This is a genomic window from Pseudomonas sp. MDV22-iso1, assembly GCF_058145095.1.
The window spans coordinates 275,112-294,040 of sequence record NZ_JBYVMF010000002.1; the positions used below are offsets into that span (position 1 = coordinate 275,112).

At 56.7% G+C, this 18,929-nt stretch carries 15 protein-coding genes and 2 pseudogenes; 12 read left to right on the top strand and 5 right to left on the bottom strand.

The features are described from left to right. Positions 1-309 precede the first annotated feature (309 nt). Positions 310-1,608, top strand: coding sequence for an amino-acid N-acetyltransferase (gene argA / locus AC3ZVB_RS03615; protein ID WP_162438414.1), 1,299 nt, complete (start codon positions 310-312; stop codon positions 1,606-1,608). A 101-nt stretch (positions 1,609-1,709) separates the two neighbouring features. Here argA and tauA read toward each other — a convergent pair whose 3' ends face one another. Next, the gene (gene tauA, locus AC3ZVB_RS03620; protein WP_162438413.1) at positions 1,710-2,699 is read right to left on the bottom strand and encodes a taurine ABC transporter substrate-binding protein; all 990 of its coding nucleotides are present in this window, start codon (positions 2,697-2,699) and stop codon (positions 1,710-1,712) included. Positions 2,700-3,050: 351 nt separating this feature from the next. On the opposite strand from tauA, the gene AC3ZVB_RS03625 reads away from it, so the two are divergent. From AC3ZVB_RS03625 to AC3ZVB_RS03665, 9 genes are all read left to right on the top strand, one after another. Further along, a complete protein-coding gene (locus AC3ZVB_RS03625) occupies positions 3,051-4,379 on the top strand; it encodes an OprD family porin (RefSeq protein ID WP_194690979.1) in 1,329 nt (442 codons plus the stop codon). A 372-nt stretch (positions 4,380-4,751) separates the two neighbouring features. Beyond that, a complete protein-coding gene (locus tag AC3ZVB_RS03630; RefSeq protein WP_194690980.1) occupies positions 4,752-6,113 on the top strand; it encodes an OprD family porin in 1,362 nt (453 codons plus the stop codon). Positions 6,114-6,297: 184 nt separating this feature from the next. Next, positions 6,298-6,936: a peroxiredoxin gene (locus AC3ZVB_RS03635; RefSeq protein ID WP_162438410.1), complete on the top strand. Its 639-nt coding sequence runs from the start codon at positions 6,298-6,300 to the stop codon at positions 6,934-6,936. 351 nt (positions 6,937-7,287) lie between these two features. Continuing rightward, positions 7,288-7,881: an NADPH-dependent FMN reductase gene (ssuE, locus tag AC3ZVB_RS03640; RefSeq protein WP_490145788.1), complete on the top strand. Its 594-nt coding sequence runs from the start codon at positions 7,288-7,290 to the stop codon at positions 7,879-7,881. A 215-nt stretch (positions 7,882-8,096) separates the two neighbouring features. Next, positions 8,097-9,062, top strand: a complete 966-nt coding sequence (locus tag AC3ZVB_RS03645; RefSeq protein WP_194690982.1) for a sulfonate ABC transporter substrate-binding protein — start codon at positions 8,097-8,099, stop codon at positions 9,060-9,062. Between the two features lie 44 nt (positions 9,063-9,106). Further along, complete coding sequence (gene ssuD / locus AC3ZVB_RS03650; protein ID WP_194690983.1) at positions 9,107-10,255, top strand: FMNH2-dependent alkanesulfonate monooxygenase; 1,149 nt, start codon at positions 9,107-9,109, stop codon at positions 10,253-10,255. Between the two features lie 8 nt (positions 10,256-10,263). Continuing rightward, entirely contained in the window at positions 10,264-11,046 is a 783-nt protein-coding gene (gene ssuC, locus AC3ZVB_RS03655; protein ID WP_194690984.1) for an aliphatic sulfonate ABC transporter permease SsuC, read from the top strand. Next, positions 11,043-11,849: an aliphatic sulfonates ABC transporter ATP-binding protein gene (gene ssuB / locus AC3ZVB_RS03660; RefSeq protein ID WP_490145789.1), complete on the top strand. Its 807-nt coding sequence runs from the start codon at positions 11,043-11,045 to the stop codon at positions 11,847-11,849. The genes ssuC and ssuB overlap by 4 nt, the downstream gene beginning before the upstream one ends. Positions 11,850-11,884: 35 nt before the next feature. After that, entirely contained in the window at positions 11,885-12,100 is a 216-nt protein-coding gene (locus AC3ZVB_RS03665) for a TOBE domain-containing protein (RefSeq protein ID WP_003229256.1), read from the top strand. 150 nt (positions 12,101-12,250) lie between these two features. Here the strand turns inward: AC3ZVB_RS03665 and AC3ZVB_RS03670 are convergent, their stop codons facing one another. The 4 genes and pseudogenes from AC3ZVB_RS03670 to AC3ZVB_RS03685 form a co-directional block, all read right to left on the bottom strand. After that, positions 12,251-12,889, bottom strand: coding sequence for a TetR/AcrR family transcriptional regulator (locus AC3ZVB_RS03670; protein WP_162438404.1), 639 nt, complete (start codon positions 12,887-12,889; stop codon positions 12,251-12,253). Positions 12,890-13,124: 235 nt separating this feature from the next. Further along, positions 13,125-13,274 (bottom strand): annotated as a pseudogene (locus tag AC3ZVB_RS03675) (glutamine synthetase); the annotation flags it as partial. Positions 13,275-13,455: 181 nt separating this feature from the next. Further along, the gene (locus AC3ZVB_RS03680; protein WP_490145790.1) at positions 13,456-14,937 is read right to left on the bottom strand and encodes a hypothetical protein; all 1,482 of its coding nucleotides are present in this window, start codon (positions 14,935-14,937) and stop codon (positions 13,456-13,458) included. Positions 14,938-15,514: 577 nt separating this feature from the next. After that, on the bottom strand, positions 15,515-16,891 hold the full coding sequence (locus AC3ZVB_RS03685) for a glutamine synthetase family protein (RefSeq protein WP_010466681.1): 1,377 nt from the start codon (positions 16,889-16,891) through the stop codon (positions 15,515-15,517). A 278-nt stretch (positions 16,892-17,169) separates the two neighbouring features. Here AC3ZVB_RS03685 and AC3ZVB_RS03690 point away from each other — a divergent pair. Both AC3ZVB_RS03690 and AC3ZVB_RS03695 read left to right on the top strand, forming a co-directional pair. Then, a pseudogene (locus AC3ZVB_RS03690) lies at positions 17,170-17,442 on the top strand (gamma-glutamyl-gamma-aminobutyrate hydrolase family protein); the annotation flags it as partial. Between the two features lie 127 nt (positions 17,443-17,569). Continuing rightward, complete coding sequence (locus AC3ZVB_RS03695; RefSeq protein WP_162438403.1) at positions 17,570-18,928, top strand: glutamine synthetase family protein; 1,359 nt, start codon at positions 17,570-17,572, stop codon at positions 18,926-18,928. Position 18,929 lies beyond the last annotated feature (1 nt).

Below are 18,929 nucleotides of genomic sequence, written 5' to 3' on the forward strand. Positions count from 1 at the left end.
TTACGTCAACTGATTGAACATTACTGCCTGACACCGGCCAAAACCACGGTGCCTGTGGCTTGAAATGCGAATCCATGTAGGAGCTGCCGCAGGCTGCGATCTTTTGATCTTGTTTTTAAGATCAGGATCAAAAGATCGCAGCCTGCGGCAGCTCCTACAGGGTTCGCCTTATAAATTGCCGGTCATCAAACCCGTATTCATGAGGAGAGCGCGCGTGTCGCCAAGCCTGTTCCGACGATAACCACCAGCCCGCTGTGCGTTTTCAGTTTCGCCCATTTTTTGGCTGCTATTTATTACAGGCCCAGGTTCATGCCCGAATACGTTAATTGGCTCCGTCACGCTTCGCCTTACATCAATGCCCACCGCGATTGCACCTTTGTCGTCATGCTGCCCGGCGATGGCGTTGAACACCCCAACTTCGGCAACATCGTCCACGACCTGGTGCTGTTACACAGCCTGGGCGTGCGATTGGTGCTGGTCCACGGTTCCCGCCCACAGATCGAAACCCGCCTTGCCGCGCGTGGCCTGACGCCGCACTACCACCATGGGATGCGCATCACCGATGCCGCGACCCTTGAGTGTGTGATCGATGCCGTTGGTCAATTGCGCATCGCCATCGAGGCGCGGTTGTCCATGGACATGGCCTCATCGCCGATGCAGGGTTCACGTCTGCGGGTCGCCAGCGGGAATCTCGTCACGGCACGGCCGATCGGTGTACTGGAAGGCGTGGACTACCACCACACCGGCGAAGTGCGCCGGGTCGACCGCAAAGGCATCAATCGTCTGCTGGACGAGCGCTCCATCGTGCTGCTGTCGCCGCTGGGCTACTCGCCGACTGGCGAGATTTTCAACCTCGCTTGCGAAGACGTCGCGACGCGCGCGGCTATTGAGCTGGCCGCAGACAAGCTGCTGCTGTTCGGCGCCGATCTGGGCTTGATCGATGAAAACGGCCGTCTGGTGCGTGAATTGCGTCCACAACAAGTGCCGGCGCATCTGCAGCGTCTGGGCAGCAACTATCAGGCTGAGTTGCTCGATGCCGCCGCCGAGGCTTGCCGTGGCGGCGTGGCGCGCAGTCATATCGTCAGCTACGCCGAAGACGGTGCGCTGCTGACCGAACTGTTTACCCGGGACGGCGGCGGTACGCTGGTGGCCCAGGAGCAATTCGAGATCGTGCGCGAAGCGGCGATTGAAGACGTTGGCGGTTTGCTGGACCTGATCAGTCCGCTGGAAGAGCAGGGGATTCTGGTGCGTCGTTCCCGCGAGGTGCTGGAGCGCGAGATCGAGCAATTCAGCGTGGTCGAGCGCGAAGGCATGATCATCGCGTGCGCGGCGCTGTATCAGATTGCCGATTCGGATGCGGGAGAGTTGGCGTGTCTGGCGGTGAACCCGGAGTACCGTCATGGCGGTCGCGGTGATGAACTGCTGGAGCGCATCGAAACCCGTGCCCGGGACCAGGGACTGAAAACCTTGTTCGTTCTCACGACCCGGACCGCTCACTGGTTCCGTGAACGGGGCTTTGTGCCGAGCAGCGTAGAGCGCCTGCCATCGGCGCGGGCGTCGCTGTACAACTATCAGCGTAATTCGAAGATCTTCGAAAAAACCCTCTGACGATGACGCCCCCGTTGGAGCTGCCGCAGGCTGCGATCTCTTGATTTGTCTTTAAAGATCAAAAGATCGCAGCCTGCGGCAGCTCCTACAGGGGATTGCGTTTACTCCTGGACGTATTTCGAGCTGACATACGCTGAATAGTCCGGCAGTACCGTTTCAACCTTTCCTTGTTCCTTCAAAAACTTCGCCGTCTCGCCAATTGCCTTGGCTGTGCCGCCATCCAGCAGCGCAGTGGTTTGTTGAGCCTTGGCGTCCGGGAACGCCGAGCCGGCCAGCAACTCCGGAACGTCGGCGGCATTGGCACCGGTCAGTTTGGCGATTTTTTGTACAGGCACCGAGTCAGCCGTCCAGCTGTCTTTGTGCGCGGCATAATCAGCGAATGAGTCCAGGGTGACCTTGGCGAATTTCGCGATGACGTCAGGATGCTTCTCCGCGTAGTCCTTGCGTGCAACCCACACTTCGAAGGTCGGCGCGCCCCATTGGCCGACCTGTGCCGCATCCGTCAACGTCTTGCCGGTCTTGCGGATTTCACCCAAGGCCGGCGACCAGACGAACGCGCCGTCGATGTCACCCCGTTTCCAGGCGGCGGCGATTTCCGCGGGTTGCAGGTTCACCACTTTGACCTGCGATGTGTTCAGACCCCAGTGTTTCAACGCGCCGAGCAAGCTGTAGTGGGAAGTGGATACGAATGGCGTGGCGATGGTCTTGCCGATCAAATCTTCCGGTTTGTTGATGCCGCTGCCGTTGCGTACGACCAACGCCTCAGCCGCATTGATCTGGGCAGAAACAATGAACGCCACGATCGGCAGGTTGCGCGAAGCAGCGGCCGCCAGCGGACTGGAGCCGAGGTTGCCGATCTGCACGTCACCGGACGCAATGGCGGTGACGACTTCAGGGCCGCTGTTGAAACGACGCCAGTCGATTTTCTGGCCGATGGTCTTCTCATAAACGCCATCCGCCTGAGGCACTTTGCTTGGGTCGATACCGGTCTGGTAGCCGACCGTGAGGTCCGCAGCCAAGGCGCTGAAAGAAAACAGCGTCGATACACAAACTGTAACAATTCGATTGGATAGTGCGCGCTTGATGGTCATGGCCGGTCTTCGATGAGAGGAAATACGGATTTCCGTTAAATCTAATCGATCTAAAAAACAGCCAATAAATATCATTTAGGAATTAGCTTATAGGCTTGCTTTCACTGAGCCGCGCGCACTGCGCTCAATTCCTAAAAGATATAAAAAACCATCAGATGCTTCCTGTTGGATTTATGCACGACGCATCAATTAGCAGACACCGGATTTACGGGGATTAGACCATGGTCGTAGTCACATACGGTTACGATTGACTTGCAGGTCACGGTCTGGCGCTAATCGCAAATCCTAGGATCTCGGGCAATTGACCCAGGGCCAGGAATACAACAATTAGAAACGAGAGGAGCTTAAAAAATGAACAAGTCCACCTTGGCCCTGGCCGTGGCCGTAGGGGTAATGGCGCAGCAGGCAGGCGCCGCCGGTTTCATTGAGGACAGCAAGGCTTCCGTCAGTTCTCGCACCATGTATTACAACGCTGACACCCGCGAAGGCACTGCCAACGACCAACGTGAAACTGCTCAGGGCTTCAAATTCGATTACCAGTCGGGTTTCACTCAAGGCTCGGTCGGCTTCGGCTTTGACGCTCAGGCGTTGGTGGGCATCCATCTGGACGGTGGTCGCGGCCATCACCCGGATAACAACTCATTCTTCCCCAGTGACACTGACGGTTCGGCATCCGATCCGTGGAGTCGCGTAGCCGGTAACGTCAAGGCACGCATCTCGAAAACCGAGGCCCACCTCGGTGGCGCCCTGCAACCGAACATGCCGGTACTGATCGCGAACGACAGTCGTCTGCTGCCACAGACCTTCGAAGGCGGCACCATCACCTCGAAGGAAATCGACAACGTCACGTTCAACGTCGGCCAGCTTGAGCATGCGGCGGGTCGCGCGTCGTCGAATACCACTGGCCTGGCGGTGGCTGGTGGTACAGAAGAAAGCAACAAATTCCAGTACGGCGGTGCGGACTGGAAGGTCACCAAAGACCTGATGCTGCAGTACTACTACGCGAATCTGGAAGACTACTACAAGCAGCACTTCCTGGGTCTGGTACACGTCTACCCAATCAGCGCCAACCAGTCGTTCAAGACTGACCTGCGTTATTTCGACAGCAGCTCCGACGGCAAGAACGGTGATGCGGGTTACCGCTTCAACAATAACGGCGGTTACGCGAAGAACCCGGGCGAGGTGGATAACCAGACCTGGAGTGCCATGTTCACCTATACCCTGGGTCCGAACGCTTTCTTGCTGGGTCATCAGCGTGTCAGCGATGACGGTGGTTTCGTCTACCTGAACCAGGGCAACGTAGTCGACGGCAACGGTCGCAACGAAGGCGCCGGCGGTGCCAGCTTCTACTCGTTCACCGACGCTATGATCAACGGCTTCGTGCGTGCAGGCGAGAACACGACATTCGGCCAGTACACCTTTGACTTCGCTTCCCTGGGTGTTCCAGGCCTGAAGGCCTCGGCGGCTTATCTGCGTGGTGAGGACATCAAGGCCACCAACGGCGTTGGCAAAGACCAGACCGAGTGGGAACGTGACCTGCGGGTGGATTATGTGATCCAGACTGGCGCACTCAAAGGATTTGGTACTACCCTGCGTCACGGGACCTACCGCGGCGATACCAATATTTCCGCACAAGACCAGACTCGTCTGATCTTCAACTACACATATAGCTTCCTGTAATCGAATACGGGAAAAGCCCTGCCTCGCGGCGGGGTTTTTTTCGGCTTTTTTTTATTATTCCAATTTGATCTTGTTATGAAATTTATTATTCTTTTTAGCTTTTAGTGCAAACCCCTAAAGTGCATCCCTCCGGGGCCGATAGAGGGTGTCCTGACGCTATTAAATGCCATGCTTTAATTCCGAAATGGCATGAAAAAGAATGAAATAAATTATTATCCGTTTACCATGCGGGCCCATTTTCCTTGGGCGAACGCCCGAGTTAGACGCATCAGAGCGTTGACCTGTGTTTTTGCGGTTTGCGGTCACCGTGCACTTCAGGATTCAGAGCATTCGATTCTGGACCGAAAAAATTAGAACGAGAGGAGCGAAACAATGAACAAGTCGACCTTGGCCCTGGCCGTGGCCGTAGGGGTTGTGGCGCAGCACGCAGGCGCCGCTGGTTTCATCGAAGACAGCAAGGCCACCTTGGGGCTGCGTAACTTCTACATCAACACGGATAACCGTGATTCTGCTGCCAGAACTGCTGCGGGCGTCCAGAGCAAGAACGAAGAGTGGGGCCAAGGCTTTGACCTGCGCTTCATCTCCGGCTACACCCAAGGTACTGTTGGTTTCGGTCTCGACGCTATCGGCCTGCTGGGTATCAAGCTGGATTCCGGTGGTGGTACCAACGGCGCGACGGCTACCTCTTATGGCGGCACCGTGTTTCCAAGCAAGTCCAACGGCGAAGCGGTTGATAACTTCTCCAGCCTGGGCCTGACTGCCAAAGCCAAGATTTCCCAGACCGAACTGAAGCTGGGTACCTTGCAGCCGAAGAACCCGGTGATCGCGACCAACGACGGGCGTCTGTTGCCACAAACCTGGCAGGGCGGTCAGCTCACTTCCGCCGAGATCAAAGACCTGACGCTGGTTGGCGGTCAAATCGAAGCGGTGAAGGGTCGTAACTCGAGCAACAATGAGCAGCTGTCGATTGGCGGCGCGAACAGCCCGACCATCAGCGGTCGCGACAGCAACAAGTTCATCTACGCCGGTGGTGACTACAAAATCACCAAAGACCTGACTGCCCAGTACTACTACGGCAACCTGGAAGACTTCTACAAGCAGCACTTCCTGGGTCTGGTTCACAACTGGGCAATCGGCCCGGGCGTTCTGAAGTCGGATTTCCGTTACTTCAACAGCTCTGATGATGGTGCCAATGGTAATACCCCTGCTTACTACAGCAGCGGTAACTACACCGGCTCCGCCAGCGGTCGCGGTAAAGTCGACAACAACCTGTACAGTGGCCTGTTCCTGTACACCGTTGCCGGCCATACATTCGGCGGCGGTTACCAGGTCAGCAACGGCAGCAGCGACTTCCCTTGGCTGAACCAGGGTGACGGTTCGTCGAACTACACCATCACCGACTCGCAGATCCAGAAGTTTGGCCGTGCCGGTGAGAAAACCTGGCAAGCACGCTACTCGTATGACTTCGCCAAGGTTGGCCTGCCAGGCGCAACTGCCGGCATCGTTTACCTGCGTGGCGACAACATCGACACCGTGGGTAGTAACGGCGCTGAAAACGGTTCGGGTCGTTCCGAGTGGGAACGCGACCTGACCCTGGCTTACGTAGTGCCAGAAGGTCCGCTGAAAAACCTCGGCCTGATGTGGAAAAACGCCAGCTGGCGCAACGACATCCCGGGTCAACGCGACCAGGATGAAAACCGCTTGATCGTCAGCTACTCGATCCCGCTGCTGTAATAGCGCTCGCGTTTCCTGACGAATAAAAAGCCCTGCCCGGCATGACGCCGGGCGGGGCTTTTTGCGTTTTTCAAACGGGAATTAATATGCTTTTAAGATCTAAACAAATCGATATTTATTCTTTTTAATAGATAAAAAACGCAGGCACAGTTGGGCTCATCAAGCACTCACCAGGAGCAGCACCATGAGCCTCAGACTTGGCGACATCGCCCCCGATTTCGAACAGGATTCCAGCGCCGGCACCATTCGCTTCCACGAATGGCTGGGTGATAGTTGGGGCGTGCTGTTCTCCCATCCGGCGGACTTCACCCCGGTGTGCACGACCGAGCTGGGCTTCACCGCCAAGTTGAAAGACGAATTCGCCCAGCGCGGCGTCAAGGCCATCGCGCTGTCAGTGGACCCTGTGGACTCACACCACAAATGGATCGAGGACATCAACGAGACCCAAAATACCCTCGTGAACTTCCCGATTCTTGCCGACGCGGACCGCAAGGTGTCGGACCTTTACGACCTGATCCATCCGAATGCCAACGACACACTGACCGTGCGCTCGCTGTTCGTGATCGACCCGAACAAAAAAGTGCGACTGACCATCACCTACCCGGCGAGCACCGGTCGCAACTTCCATGAAATCCTGCGGGTCATCGACTCGCTGCAACTCACCGATAACTACAAAGTGGCGACCCCGGCCAACTGGCAGGACGGTGATGAAGTGGTGATCGTGCCGTCGCTCAAGGACGAAGATGAGATCAGGAAACGCTTTCCCAAGGGCTATCGCGCGGTGAAGCCGTACCTGCGACTGACGCCGCAACCGAACAGGTAAATATCTGCAGCGCTGCTGATCGGCATCGCGGGCAAGCCCGCTCCCACAGTGGATTGGGGTGAATCACAGATATTTGGCAATCCACACACCTCTGTGGGAGCGGGCTTGCCCGCGAAGGCGATCTACCAGACGCCACAGCACCAGGATTGAACAGCATCCATCAAGCAGGGGATTTCGGGCCGTTTCGACGGCCTTTTTTTTCGTCTGGCTTTCGTGTTTTTGTATATCTCTTAATAGCATAACCAAATGAATAAATATGATTTATAGATATAACAATCGCCTGTTAAGGTCACCCCATCAAAGCGAGATCGCACACTGTGAATCGCCAATAACGCTCAAGGAATCATCCGAATGCTGGTCGTCTCACTCGGTGGCAGTCCGAGCCAACGCTCCCGTTCCGGGGTGCTGCTGAACCGCTCTCAACGTTGGTTGCAGGAGCAGGGTGTGGAAGTGGTGAGTTACCAGGTACGGGACTTCCCGGCCGAAGATTTGCTGCACGCACGCTTCGACAGCCCGAAGGTGATCGACCTGCTGCAACAGATTGAAAACGCCGACGGCCTGTTGATCGCCACACCGGTCTACAAGGCATCGTTTTCCGGCGCGTTGAAGACCGTATTGGATCTGCTGCCCGAACGCGCCCTGGCCCATAAAGTGGTGTTGCCGATGGCCACGGGCGGCAGCATCGCTCACATGCTGGCGGTGGACTACGCGCTCAAGCCGGTGCTTTCCGCGTTGAAAGCCCAGGAAATGCTCCACGGAATTTTCGCCGAAGACAGCCAGATCGCTTACGGCGAAGGCAGCGCTCAGGCGCAGCTGGCACCGGAACTGGAACAGCGCCTGAATGAGTCGCTGGAACTGTTTTTCAGCGCCATGGCGCGACGCCCGAAGCCCATTGATCCGAACTTGCTGAATGAACGTTTGTTGAGTGCTCGCTGGAGCATTTAAAACTTTTTTTTTAGTTTGAAAAGTCGCCGAGCGACGATCAGGCAAGGCAAAAGTTAGCGAGGACGCGGAGTTGACGTTAGTCAATGAGCATTCCGAGCTGACTTTTAACGCAGCATGATCGAGCGCAGGCACTTTTCAGACAAAAAACTCACCTTACTCAGCCGCTAACGGTTAAGCAGGTGCAGCCAAAACCCAACTGCAAAAAGGAGAGCGCTATGCGCACTGTCATTTTGCGTCGTGGTCTGGTCGCTCTGTTTGCTGCGGCTGTTACCTTCGGCGCCATTACTCAAGCACAGGCCGAGACGCTTCGCATCGGTTATCAGAAGTACGGCACCCTGGTGCTGCTCAAAGCCAAAGGCACGCTTGAAAAACGCCTCGCGGCCCAAGGTGTGGACGTGCAATGGACTGAATTTCCCGGCGGCCCGCAGCTGCTTGAAGGGCTGAATGTCGGCTCCATCGACTTCGGCGTGACGGGCGAAACCCCGCCGGTTTTCGCCCAGGCTGCCGGTGCTGATCTGCTCTACGTCGCCTATGAACCACCAGCGCCTCACAGTGAAGCGATCCTGGTGCCGAAAGATTCGCCGATCAAATCGGTGCAGGACCTCAAGGGTAAGAAAGTCGTCCTGAACAAAGGCTCCAACGTCCACTACCTGCTGGTTCGTGCACTGGAAGACGCCGGCCTCAAATACACCGACATCCAGACCGTATTCCTGCCGCCTGCCGACGCCCGCGCTGCGTTCGAGCGTGGCAGTGTCGATGCCTGGGTGATCTGGGACCCGTACCAGGCCGCTGCTGAACAGCAACTGCAAGCGCGCACCCTGCGTGATGGTCAAGGCATCGTCGACAACCATCAGTTCTACCTCGCGACCAAGCCTTATGCACAGAAAAATCCTGAGGTGATCAAGACCCTCGTCGAAGAAGTGCGCGCCGTCGGCGAGTGGTCCAAAGCCAATCCTGAAGACGTGACCAAACAGGTTTCGCCACTGCTCGGCTTGCCGGCAGACATCACCCTGACCTCGGTGAAACGCCAGGGCTACGGCGCCTTGTTCCTGACCCCGGAAGTGGTCGCGGCTCAACAGAAAATCGCCGACAGCTTCTATCAGCTCAAGCTGATTCCCAAGCCGTTGAGCATCAAAGACGTGATCTGGACGCCACCGGCGGCCGTTGCCAAAGCCCAGTAACCCACGCACAGAAACTTAAGCCGATTCCCCAAGGAGACCACTCCATGAGCCTCAATATCTTCTGGTTCCTGCCTACTCACGGCGACGGCCATTACCTTGGCACCGCCGAAGGCGCTCGCGCCGTCGACCACGGTTATCTGCAACAAGTCGCGCAAGCGGCGGACCGGCTGGGCTTCGGCGGGGTGCTGATTCCTACCGGTCGCTCCTGCGAAGATTCGTGGCTGGTGGCCGCGTCGCTGATTCCGGTGACCCAGCGTCTGAAATTCCTCGTCGCCCTGCGCCCCGGGATCATTTCCCCGACGGTTGCGGCGCGACAGGCTGCCACGCTGGATCGCCTGTCCGGCGGTCGTGCGCTGTTCAACCTGGTGACTGGCGGCGATCCGGAAGAATTGGCCGGCGATGGTCTGTTCCTCAGCCATGAAGAGCGTTATCAGGCTTCGGTGGAATTCACCCGTATCTGGCGTCGAGTGCTGGAAGGCGAAACCGTCGATTACGACGGTCAGCACATCAGCGTGAAAGGCGCCAAATTGCTCTATCCGCCGATCCAGCAACCGCGTCCGCCGCTGTACTTCGGTGGCTCGTCGGAAGCGGCACAAGACCTCGCCGCAGAACAGGTCGAAATGGTGCTGACCTGGGGCGAGCCACCGGCCGCCGTTGCCGAGAAGATCGAACAGGTGCGCGCCAAAGCCGCCAGGCTCGGTCGGACCGTGCGCTTCGGCATTCGTCTGCATGTGATTGTTCGTGAAACCAATGCCCAAGCCTGGCAAGCAGCTGACCGCCTGATCTCACACCTGGATGACGAAACCATTGCCCGCGCTCAGGCTTCGCTCTCGCGTTTTGATTCGGTCGGCCAGCAGCGCATGGCCGCCCTGCACGGCGGCAGTCGCGACAACCTGGAAGTCAGCCCCAACCTCTGGGCCGGTGTTGGCCTGGTGCGTGGCGGGGCCGGCACGGCGCTGGTCGGTGATGGTCCGACCGTGGCCGCTCGCGTGAAGGAATACGCGGACCTGGGCATCGATACGTTCATCTTTTCCGGTTATCCACACCTGGAAGAATCCTACCGGGTCGCGGAATTGTTATTCCCGCATCTGGACATCGAGCGTCCGCAGGCGCCTCAGGGTGCCAACTACGTCAGCCCGTTTGGCGAGATGGTGGCCAACGATATCCTCCCTAAAGCCGCGTCCCAGAGCTGAGGCGCGCCATGAAGAAAATTATCCACAACCTGGCGCCCTGGGCGTTGCCGGTGTTGCTGCTGGCGGTATGGCAGTTGTCGGTGTCGGCGGGCTGGTTATCGACGCGGATTCTGCCGGCGCCCATTGCCGTCATCGAAGCCGGCGTGAGCCTGGTTCGCAGTGGCGAAATCTGGACGCATCTGGCGATCAGCGGCTGGCGTGCGGCGCTGGGCTTCACCATCGGCGGCAGCATCGGCCTGGTGCTGGGTTTCATCACCGGCCTGTCGAAATGGGGTGAGCGCCTGCTCGACAGTTCGGTGCAGATGATCCGCAACGTGCCACACCTGGCGCTGATTCCGCTGGTGATCCTGTGGTTCGGCATTGACGAGTCGGCGAAGATTTTCCTGGTGGCATTGGGCACGTTGTTCCCGATCTACCTCAACACCTATCACGGTATCCGCAATGTCGACCCGGCGCTGGTGGAGATGGCGCGCAGTTATGGCTTGTCGGGTTTCAGCCTGTTCCGCCAGGTGATCCTGCCGGGCGCATTGCCTTCGATTCTGGTCGGCGTGCGCTTCGCCCTGGGCTTCATGTGGTTGACGTTGATCGTGGCAGAAACCATTTCCGCCAGCTCCGGTATTGGCTACCTGGCCATGAATGCCCGGGAATTCTTGCAGACTGACGTGGTGGTGCTGGCGATTCTGTTGTACGCGGTGCTTGGCAAGCTCGCTGACCTCGCGGCCCGTGGACTTGAACGTGTCTGGCTGCGCTGGCACCCGGCCTATCAGGTCCATAAAGGAGGCGCCGCATGACTGCTCAACAACCACCACGCCTGCTGCGCGGTATTCCGCTGGCGGTGCGTAAGCTGCAGAAAACCTTCGGTTCGCGGCAAGTATTGCGCGAGATCGACCTGCACATACCGGCAGGTCAGTTTGTGGCCGTGGTCGGTCGCAGCGGCTGCGGTAAAAGCACCTTGCTGCGACTGCTCGCCGGTCTCGACAAGCCTACCGGTGGTGAGCTGCTGGCAGGCTCCGCACCGCTGAGCGATGCACGGGAAGACACCCGATTGATGTTCCAGGAAGCGCGTCTGCTGCCATGGAGGAAGGTGATCGATAACGTCGGCCTCGGGCTGACAGGCAACTGGCGGCCACAGGCACTGGAAGCCCTGGAGTCGGTGGGCCTGGCGGACCGCGCCAATGAGTGGCCGGCGGCCCTGTCCGGTGGACAGAAGCAACGTGTGGCGCTGGCCCGTGCGCTGATCCATCAACCGCGTTTGCTGTTGCTGGACGAGCCCTTGGGCGCACTGGATGCGCTGACGCGAATTGAAATGCAGCAACTGATCGAGCGGCTCTGGCAGAAGCATGGATTCACTGTGCTGCTCGTCACCCATGACGTCAGTGAAGCGGTGGCGATTGCCGATCGGGTGATCCTGATCGAAGACGGTGAAGTCGGCCTCGACCTGCATGTGGAACTGCCGCGCCCTCGCGCCCGCGGCTCCCATCGGCTGGCGGCGCTGGAAACCGAAGTCCTCAATCGTGTGCTGGCACTGCCCGGCGAACCGCCGGAACCGGAACCCGTTTCACCATTGCCCACGCAACTGCGCTGGGCGCAATAACTCACATTTCACCTCAACTGACAGGAATCAACATCATGACTATTAAGGCCATCAACGTTCGTAACCAGTTCAAAGGCTCGATCAAGGAAATCGTGCTGGGTGACGTGCTGTCGGAAATCGACGTGCAGACAGCGTCAGGCATTGTCACGTCGGTGATCACCACGCGCTCCGTGAAAGAGCTGGAGCTGGTGGTCGGCAGCGAAGTGATCGCGTTCGTTAAATCCACCGAGGTGTCGATCGCCAAGTTGTAAGGGTGTCGGCAGTCAGTGAGATCGGCAGCGCGGCCATCGCGAGCAGGCTCACTCCTACAGGGGATTTTGTCGAACACAAATGTTGTGTTCGCCTGAGATCAAATGTAGGAGTGAGCCTGCTCGCGATGGGGTCAGTGAGGCGGATGAATTTCAGGCAAGTACAGCGCGCTTGTGCAGATACGGCGGCAAATACAGCCCCAGATACGCATCGAACACCCGCATCCCTTCCTCAGCCATGCGCGGGGTGATCTGCCCATGCTGCTGCACCGAGCGGGCATACACCCGATCCCCCAGCTCCATCGCCAGTGCAAACACATCGACATCGGTGGGCAACTTCGGCAGCTCGAAGTGATGGTCGAACAGCTTGTGCATCAGGTCGCCGAGTTCGATGTCGTGCTGACGGTCAGCCTGGGTGACTTCGGTCAATCCGTGTTGCGCGAGGATCAACTGGCGCGCGGCGGCGTCTTCGTCGTAGATCGCGAGCATGCGTTGTTCCACCAGCCGTGACAGGTCCCGCCAGCCGTTGAGGGCCTGGTGGTCGATGGGCTCCTGCAGGCAGGCTCGGAAGGCGGCGTGAACGTCCGCGGTCAACGCTTCGAGCAGGGCCGGGACGCTGGCGAAGAAGTGGTACACGGAAGAGGGCGGGATTTCTGCGCGATCGGCAACGCTGTAAATTGACAAGCTGGCCACGCCCTCGGCGGCCAGCAGCGTACGTGCGGCGTCGAGGATCGAATCGATCCGCGCCTGGCTGCGTGCGCGGGGTTTGCGGATGGTGGCGGGGCGCGTCATTGAAGTCCTCCTGCGGGGCAGCGGGCATTGTACGCAGAGCGGGCAGATGTTCCATATCCCCTGTGGCGAGGGGATTTATCCCCGTTGGGTCGCGAAGCGGCCCCGAAGTCTGTATTACGTAATGAGGTTTTGCGACTGCTTCGCAGCCGAACGGGGATAAATCCCCTCGCCACAGGGCCATAAAAAAAACGCCGCTGGCTGTGAGGCCGGCGGCGTTCTTGTTTGCTGCAACCACTTAAACGGTATGCAGGTACCAGTTGTACTCAAGGTCGGAGATGGAGTGTTCGAACTCCTCCAGCTCGCGCAGGGCATCACGCAGGTTGTTCGGCAGGCTTTGCTCGTTCTGCTCGTAGCTGTTGCCTTCCACCGGCGCGCCAGTTTGGATATTGGCAAACTTAATCATTTGCCTGAATAAATCGACGTCAGCGCTTCTCTCAAGTAGCTCGCTCAGTGTGATAGCAGGGTGGGTCATCGTGGTTCTATCGGTTCCGGTAAGTCTTTGCAAACTTGAACTTAACCAAAAAACACAGTGACCCACCTTCGTCGCAAAACGCCTTCGGCTGGCCTCACGCGACCGGGGAAGTCCCGTTTCGCCTACTTTCAGTTACAATACGCATAGTTATAAGGTCAGTTGCCTCATTTTCAAAGCTCTTCCACAAAACATCATCGTTCAGTAGCTCTGTCTTGAGTTTACTCATTTTCTCATAGTAGTTCATGTTTTGGCCCCCTATATGTATGTCGAAGAACTCCTCCAAAGCGAACTCAAATGGCGTCGGAACATTATCAAGGTGGGTGGCAATGTTTTGCCTGAATTCATAATAGGTTTTGTCGTAAATCCTAATCTGATCTTCAAGTGCGGTGTTATTAGAGTTAAGGATGTTACTGTCTACACCGGTGTAAAGTGGATCACCGAATCCGGCAGAGTGTATTAGTTCGTGAACTATCATGTGTGTCAATAGAAGCGGATAGCGGATCAGGTTTGTCAAGTGGGTAGTAAATACTAATGGTACTTGTGGGCTTTCTATCAAAGCAGGCAGAGGGGACGGATTTATTGCGTAAGTTGTTGGGCGATTTGCAGCCTTGTCCTTGTCTAATCCTGCCTCGCTTTGCTCCATTAGTACGTATTGGATGCATTGTCGAGAAAAACTATTTGCATGGCATGGATTTTCTGCCAGTTCAATCAAGAAATCTATTAATGTCAGATTGCCGATATACGAATCTCTACTTTCAAAGTCAGCCTGATTGACATTCATTTCAGAGAGTAGGTTAGTGTATACGGTGTCGGTTGCAAGACCGCGTTCCGAGGACGTTAAATTGGTTGTTTGTTCAAGCATCCATCCGGTGAAAGCTTTCAGGTATTCTCCCGATCCGCCTTCGCTCACTGGCGGCAAGGGGATGTCACAATTTTCTACGCACTCATCCCGAAAGCTTTTCAAATAGGAAACTGCGTCTTTACGACCTTGCTCGAGAGCATTGAATATCTCTGGAAATTTTATTTGTATCTCGCTGTCACGGGCCACCTCATGCCCGTCTATGTCATCTACTGCAAGTTGGATAAAAAATTCATTAATAGACTCTCGAGTGATGTTCGATGCAGCACCTACATTAATTTCTTGACCAAGCCAATTCTTTAAATTTAATACTGGACCCACCCAATCATCATGACCGATCAGCGGTTCAGCCCTCGGAAATTGAGCGAGATTGTTCTCGCGTATAGCTCCAGGGCTGGTTGTCCCTGAGCCAGATAAATGTCGGATCGCAATCGGGATGCCCAGAAGCATTCCTATCCCTGCCACGATGCCAGTCGCTTTGGCGCACGTTATAAGCCTGCTCTTAATCGAGGATTCAGCGGTGCTGTTGATTCTCGGCTCATCCACATTTTGAATGTCTCTTGTCCGAGATGTTCCCATCGGCTGCAATTCGAACTCAGTTGGCGTGTTGCGGGCGTCATTGAGTGAAGACGCAGTTCTTGAAGGGGGTCTATTTGTCTCGTCAACAATGTGGTATTTGCAACTTTGCAGTGCTGGTGAGTTGGCTGCGATTGGCATGCTTGCTCCTTTAACCTTTTACATGTGGAAATTCACCGAGTTACTTCACAATATTTAAGTAACCGTCTGCTGCGTCGATCAAGTGTCGCGCGCTGCTAGCAGCATGCTGCTCAATTCGACACCGAAGCCCTGAACAGCAGAAATAGCCGTAGAATTGTTCATAATCACTAACATCAAATAACCATTCGTGCACTCCACAAGAGTACCGGCCACACCCAGTGACACTCGCCGCACCAGCTTTTGAGTGTGACATCAACGCGATAACTGGTTTTTCAAATTCCGCTCATCGAGAGGGTTAACTTGCTGCCCCACTTCTTCAGCAGGGCCTGTCGCAACAACCGTTGGTCGGCAGCGCCAGCCTCGGCCTCGGCGGTCTAGAGTAAATATCCGAAGTTCTGTACCGCCTCGATGATCTTGACCATCATCTGGGCGGCCATTCGCTGTCTGTGTTCAGCGAGCGGTTTTACCGCAAAGGCGTCGCCATGGCCGGGTCTTGTCTGTCTCGGCCGGCAGAACAAACCGCATAAAAAAACGCCGCAGGCTGTGAGGCCGGCGGCGTTTTGTTTGCTGCAACCACTTAAACGGTATGCAGGTACCAGTTGTATTCAAGGTCGGAGATGGAGTGTTCGAACTCCTCCAGCTCACTTTCCTTACAGGCCACGAAGATATCGATGTATTTCGGATCGATGTACTTGGCCATGACTTCGCTGTCGTCCAGCTCGCGCAGGGCATCACGCAGGTTGTTCGGCAGGCTTTGCTCGTTCTGCTCGTAGGAGTTGCCTTCTACGGGCGCGCCCGGCTCGATCTTGTTGGTCAGGCCGTGATGCACGCCTGCCAGAACCGAAGCCATCAACAGATACGGATTGGCATCGGCGCCCGCAACGCGGTGTTCGATACGTACGGCATCGGAAGAGCCGGTCGGTACGCGAATCGCTACGGTACGGTTGTCCAGGCCCCAGCACGGCGAGTTCGGCACGTAGAACTGTGCGCCGAAACGACGGTAGGAGTTGACGTTCGGGCAGAGGAAAGCCATCTGCGCCGGCAGGGTCTCGAGCACACCGCCGATCGCGTGACGCAGTGCGGCGTTCTGCTCGGGATCCTCGCTGGCAAAAATATTCTTGCCATCTTTATCAAGAATCGAGATGTGGACGTGCAGACCATTGCCCGCCTGGCCTGGATAAGGCTTGGCCATGAACGTGGTATCCATCTCATGGTCGTAGGCGATGTTCTTGATCAGGCGCTTGAGCAATACAGCGTAATCGCACGCTTTGATCGGGTCAGCCACGTGGTGCAGGTTCACTTCGAACTGCGCCGGAGCACTTTCCTTGACGATGGCGTCGGCAGGGATGCCTTGCTCTTTCGCACCTTCCAGAATGTCCTGGAGGCAGTCGACGTATTCGTCGAGGTCGTCGATCAGGTAGACCTGTGTCGAGTGCGGACGTTTGCCGGAGATCGGCGAACGAGGAGGCTGTGGGCGACCGTTAACGTTTTCCTGGTCGATCAGGTAGAACTCAAGCTCGAATGCGGCACAGATCGTCAGACCCATCTCGTCAAACTTGGTAACAACCTGGCGCAGGACTTCACGGGGATCCGCGAAGAAAGGTTCACCTTCGAGTTCGTGCATGGTCATTAACAGTTGCGCGGTAGGGCGCTTCTGCCAAGGCTCGTTGCACAGGGTGTCAGGGATTGGATAGCAGATTCGGTCAGCATCGCCGATGTCCAGACCCAGACCGGTGCTTTCCACCGTCGAGCCATTGATATCCAGAGCAAATAGAGAGGCCGGCAGGTTGATGCCTTTCTCGTAAACCTTGTGGAGACTGGTGCGTTCAATGCGCTTGCCGCGCACCACACCATTCATATCTGCAATCAGAAGGTCAACGTACAGAACCTCAGGATGTTCCTTAAGGAACGCGTTCGCTTCGTTAAGCTGAACGGCACGCGGGGGTACCGACATGATGCAACACCTTTGTTGTTAAAAATATCAATCATTGATCTCTTCGGGTTTCAGTCAACCCGAACGGCATGCCGAAGTCAAGCGAGGCCTTTTTTGCCCTAAAAAAGCGCTCGAAAGGCATTTTTGAGGCACTTTGGGGCGTTTTTTGGCCTTTGGACGTCTTTGTGTCCGCGGGCTTGAGCGGGCCGTGTTGTATTTTTTACGGGGGTGTTGTGTAAAAAAATGAACAAGGCTAAGCTCGAATCAAACCCATAACAGCAATAATACCGGGGTGCTTCATGTCTCGCCTGCCGTTAATCGGCGTCACCGACTGCTCTGCGCATATCGGTCTGCATGCTTATCACATCAGTGGCGATATTAACGTCCGCGCCGTAGCCTCAGCGGCTTCAGGTCTGCCGATGATTCTTGCGTCCATGACGAACCGGCTGTTCCCGTCCGATATTCTGGACAGCCTTGATGGCACCCCCATTACGGTTACTTCATTCAATATAGATCCGATTCACAATAGCGGCCCGGCTTTCATGCAGGGCACCGCTTGCAATTCTGCACGCCTGGTATTTGCCGCGCGATACGGAAAAGCACGATAGCCTGTCGCAGACACACATTTCAACGCGACGCCGATGCGTCAAACATCGCCTGACTTACAAGAGTCAGGAAACTCAAAGCCTAGAGGCATTTATGAGTAACAACCTCGACCAGCTCACCGATTGGTTGAAAGACCACAAGATCACAGAAGTCGAATGCATGATCGCCGACTTGACCGGGATCACCCGGGGCAAGATTTCGCCGACCAACAAGTTCATTGCTGAAAAAGGCATGCGACTGCCCGAGAGCGTTCTATTGCAGACCGTGACCGGTGACTATGTCGAAGACGACATCTATTACGAACTGCTCGACCCGGCGGACATCGACATGATCTGCCGCCCCGATCAGAACGCGGTGTTCCTGGTGCCTTGGGCCGTCGAGCCGACCGCCCAGGTGATCCACGACACCTATGACAAGCAAGGCAATCCGATCGAGCTGTCGCCGCGCAACGTGCTCAAGAAGGTCCTCAAACTCTATTCCGACAGAGGCTGGCAGCCGATTGTGGCGCCGGAGATGGAGTTCTACCTGACCAAGCGCAGTGACGACCCGGACTACCCGTTGCAACCGCCTATCGGGCGTTCAGGTCGCCCGGAAATCGGCCGTCAGTCGTTCTCTATTGAAGCCGCCAACGAATTCGATCCGCTGTTCGAAGATGTCTACGACTGGTGCGAACTGCAGGAGCTGGACCTCGACACGCTGATCCACGAGGACGGCACGGCGCAGATGGAAATCAACTTCCGTCACGGTGATGCCCTGTCTCTGGCTGACCAGATTCTGGTGTTCAAACGCACCATGCGCGAAGCCGCGCTCAAGCATGACGTGGCCGCGACTTTCATGGCCAAGCCCATGACCGGCGAGCCAGGCAGTGCGATGCACTTGCACCAGAGCATCATCGACATCGAGACCGGCAAGAACGTCTTCTCCAATGAAGACGGGACCATGAGCCAGTTGTTCCTGCACCACATCGGTGGCTTGCAGAAGCTGATTCCCGAGTTGTTGCCGCTGTTCGCGCCGAACGTCAACTCGTTCCGCCGCTTCCTGCCGGACACTTCGGCACCGGTGAACGTGGAGTGGGGCGAAGAGAACCGTACCGTGGGCCTGCGGGTTCCGGATGCCGGTCCGCAGAACCGTCGGGTGGAGAACCGCCTGCCGGGCGCTGACGCCAACCCGTACCTGGCGATCGCCGCGAGCCTGCTCTGCGGTTATATCGGCATGGTCGAGGGGCTGAACCCGAGTGCGCCAGTGGTAGGACGTGGCTATGAACGCCGCAACTTGCGCCTGCCGCTGACCATCGAAGACGCGCTGGAACGCATGGAAAACAGCGCGACTGTCGAGAAGTACCTGGGCAAAAAATTCATCACTGGCTACGTCGCGGTCAAGCGGGCCGAGCATGAAAACTTCAAGCGCGTGATCAGTTCGTGGGAACGGGAATTCCTGCTCTTCGCCGTCTGAT

Coding starts and splice junctions, on each gene's coding strand:
- argA (WP_162438414.1), top strand. CDS start 310: ATGCCCGAATACGTTAATTGGCTCCGTCACGCTTCGCCTTACATCAAT.
- tauA (WP_162438413.1), bottom strand. CDS start 2,699: ATGACCATCAAGCGCGCACTATCCAATCGAATTGTTACAGTTTGTGTA.
- AC3ZVB_RS03625 (WP_194690979.1), top strand. CDS start 3,051: ATGAACAAGTCCACCTTGGCCCTGGCCGTGGCCGTAGGGGTAATGGCG.
- AC3ZVB_RS03630 (WP_194690980.1), top strand. CDS start 4,752: ATGAACAAGTCGACCTTGGCCCTGGCCGTGGCCGTAGGGGTTGTGGCG.
- AC3ZVB_RS03635 (WP_162438410.1), top strand. CDS start 6,298: ATGAGCCTCAGACTTGGCGACATCGCCCCCGATTTCGAACAGGATTCC.
- ssuE (WP_490145788.1), top strand. CDS start 7,288: ATGCTGGTCGTCTCACTCGGTGGCAGTCCGAGCCAACGCTCCCGTTCC.
- AC3ZVB_RS03645 (WP_194690982.1), top strand. CDS start 8,097: ATGCGCACTGTCATTTTGCGTCGTGGTCTGGTCGCTCTGTTTGCTGCG.
- ssuD (WP_194690983.1), top strand. CDS start 9,107: ATGAGCCTCAATATCTTCTGGTTCCTGCCTACTCACGGCGACGGCCAT.
- ssuC (WP_194690984.1), top strand. CDS start 10,264: ATGAAGAAAATTATCCACAACCTGGCGCCCTGGGCGTTGCCGGTGTTG.
- ssuB (WP_490145789.1), top strand. CDS start 11,043: ATGACTGCTCAACAACCACCACGCCTGCTGCGCGGTATTCCGCTGGCG.
- AC3ZVB_RS03665 (WP_003229256.1), top strand. CDS start 11,885: ATGACTATTAAGGCCATCAACGTTCGTAACCAGTTCAAAGGCTCGATC.
- AC3ZVB_RS03670 (WP_162438404.1), bottom strand. CDS start 12,889: ATGACGCGCCCCGCCACCATCCGCAAACCCCGCGCACGCAGCCAGGCG.
- AC3ZVB_RS03680 (WP_490145790.1), bottom strand. CDS start 14,937: ATGCCAATCGCAGCCAACTCACCAGCACTGCAAAGTTGCAAATACCAC.
- AC3ZVB_RS03685 (WP_010466681.1), bottom strand. CDS start 16,891: ATGTCGGTACCCCCGCGTGCCGTTCAGCTTAACGAAGCGAACGCGTTC.
- AC3ZVB_RS03695 (WP_162438403.1), top strand. CDS start 17,570: ATGAGTAACAACCTCGACCAGCTCACCGATTGGTTGAAAGACCACAAG.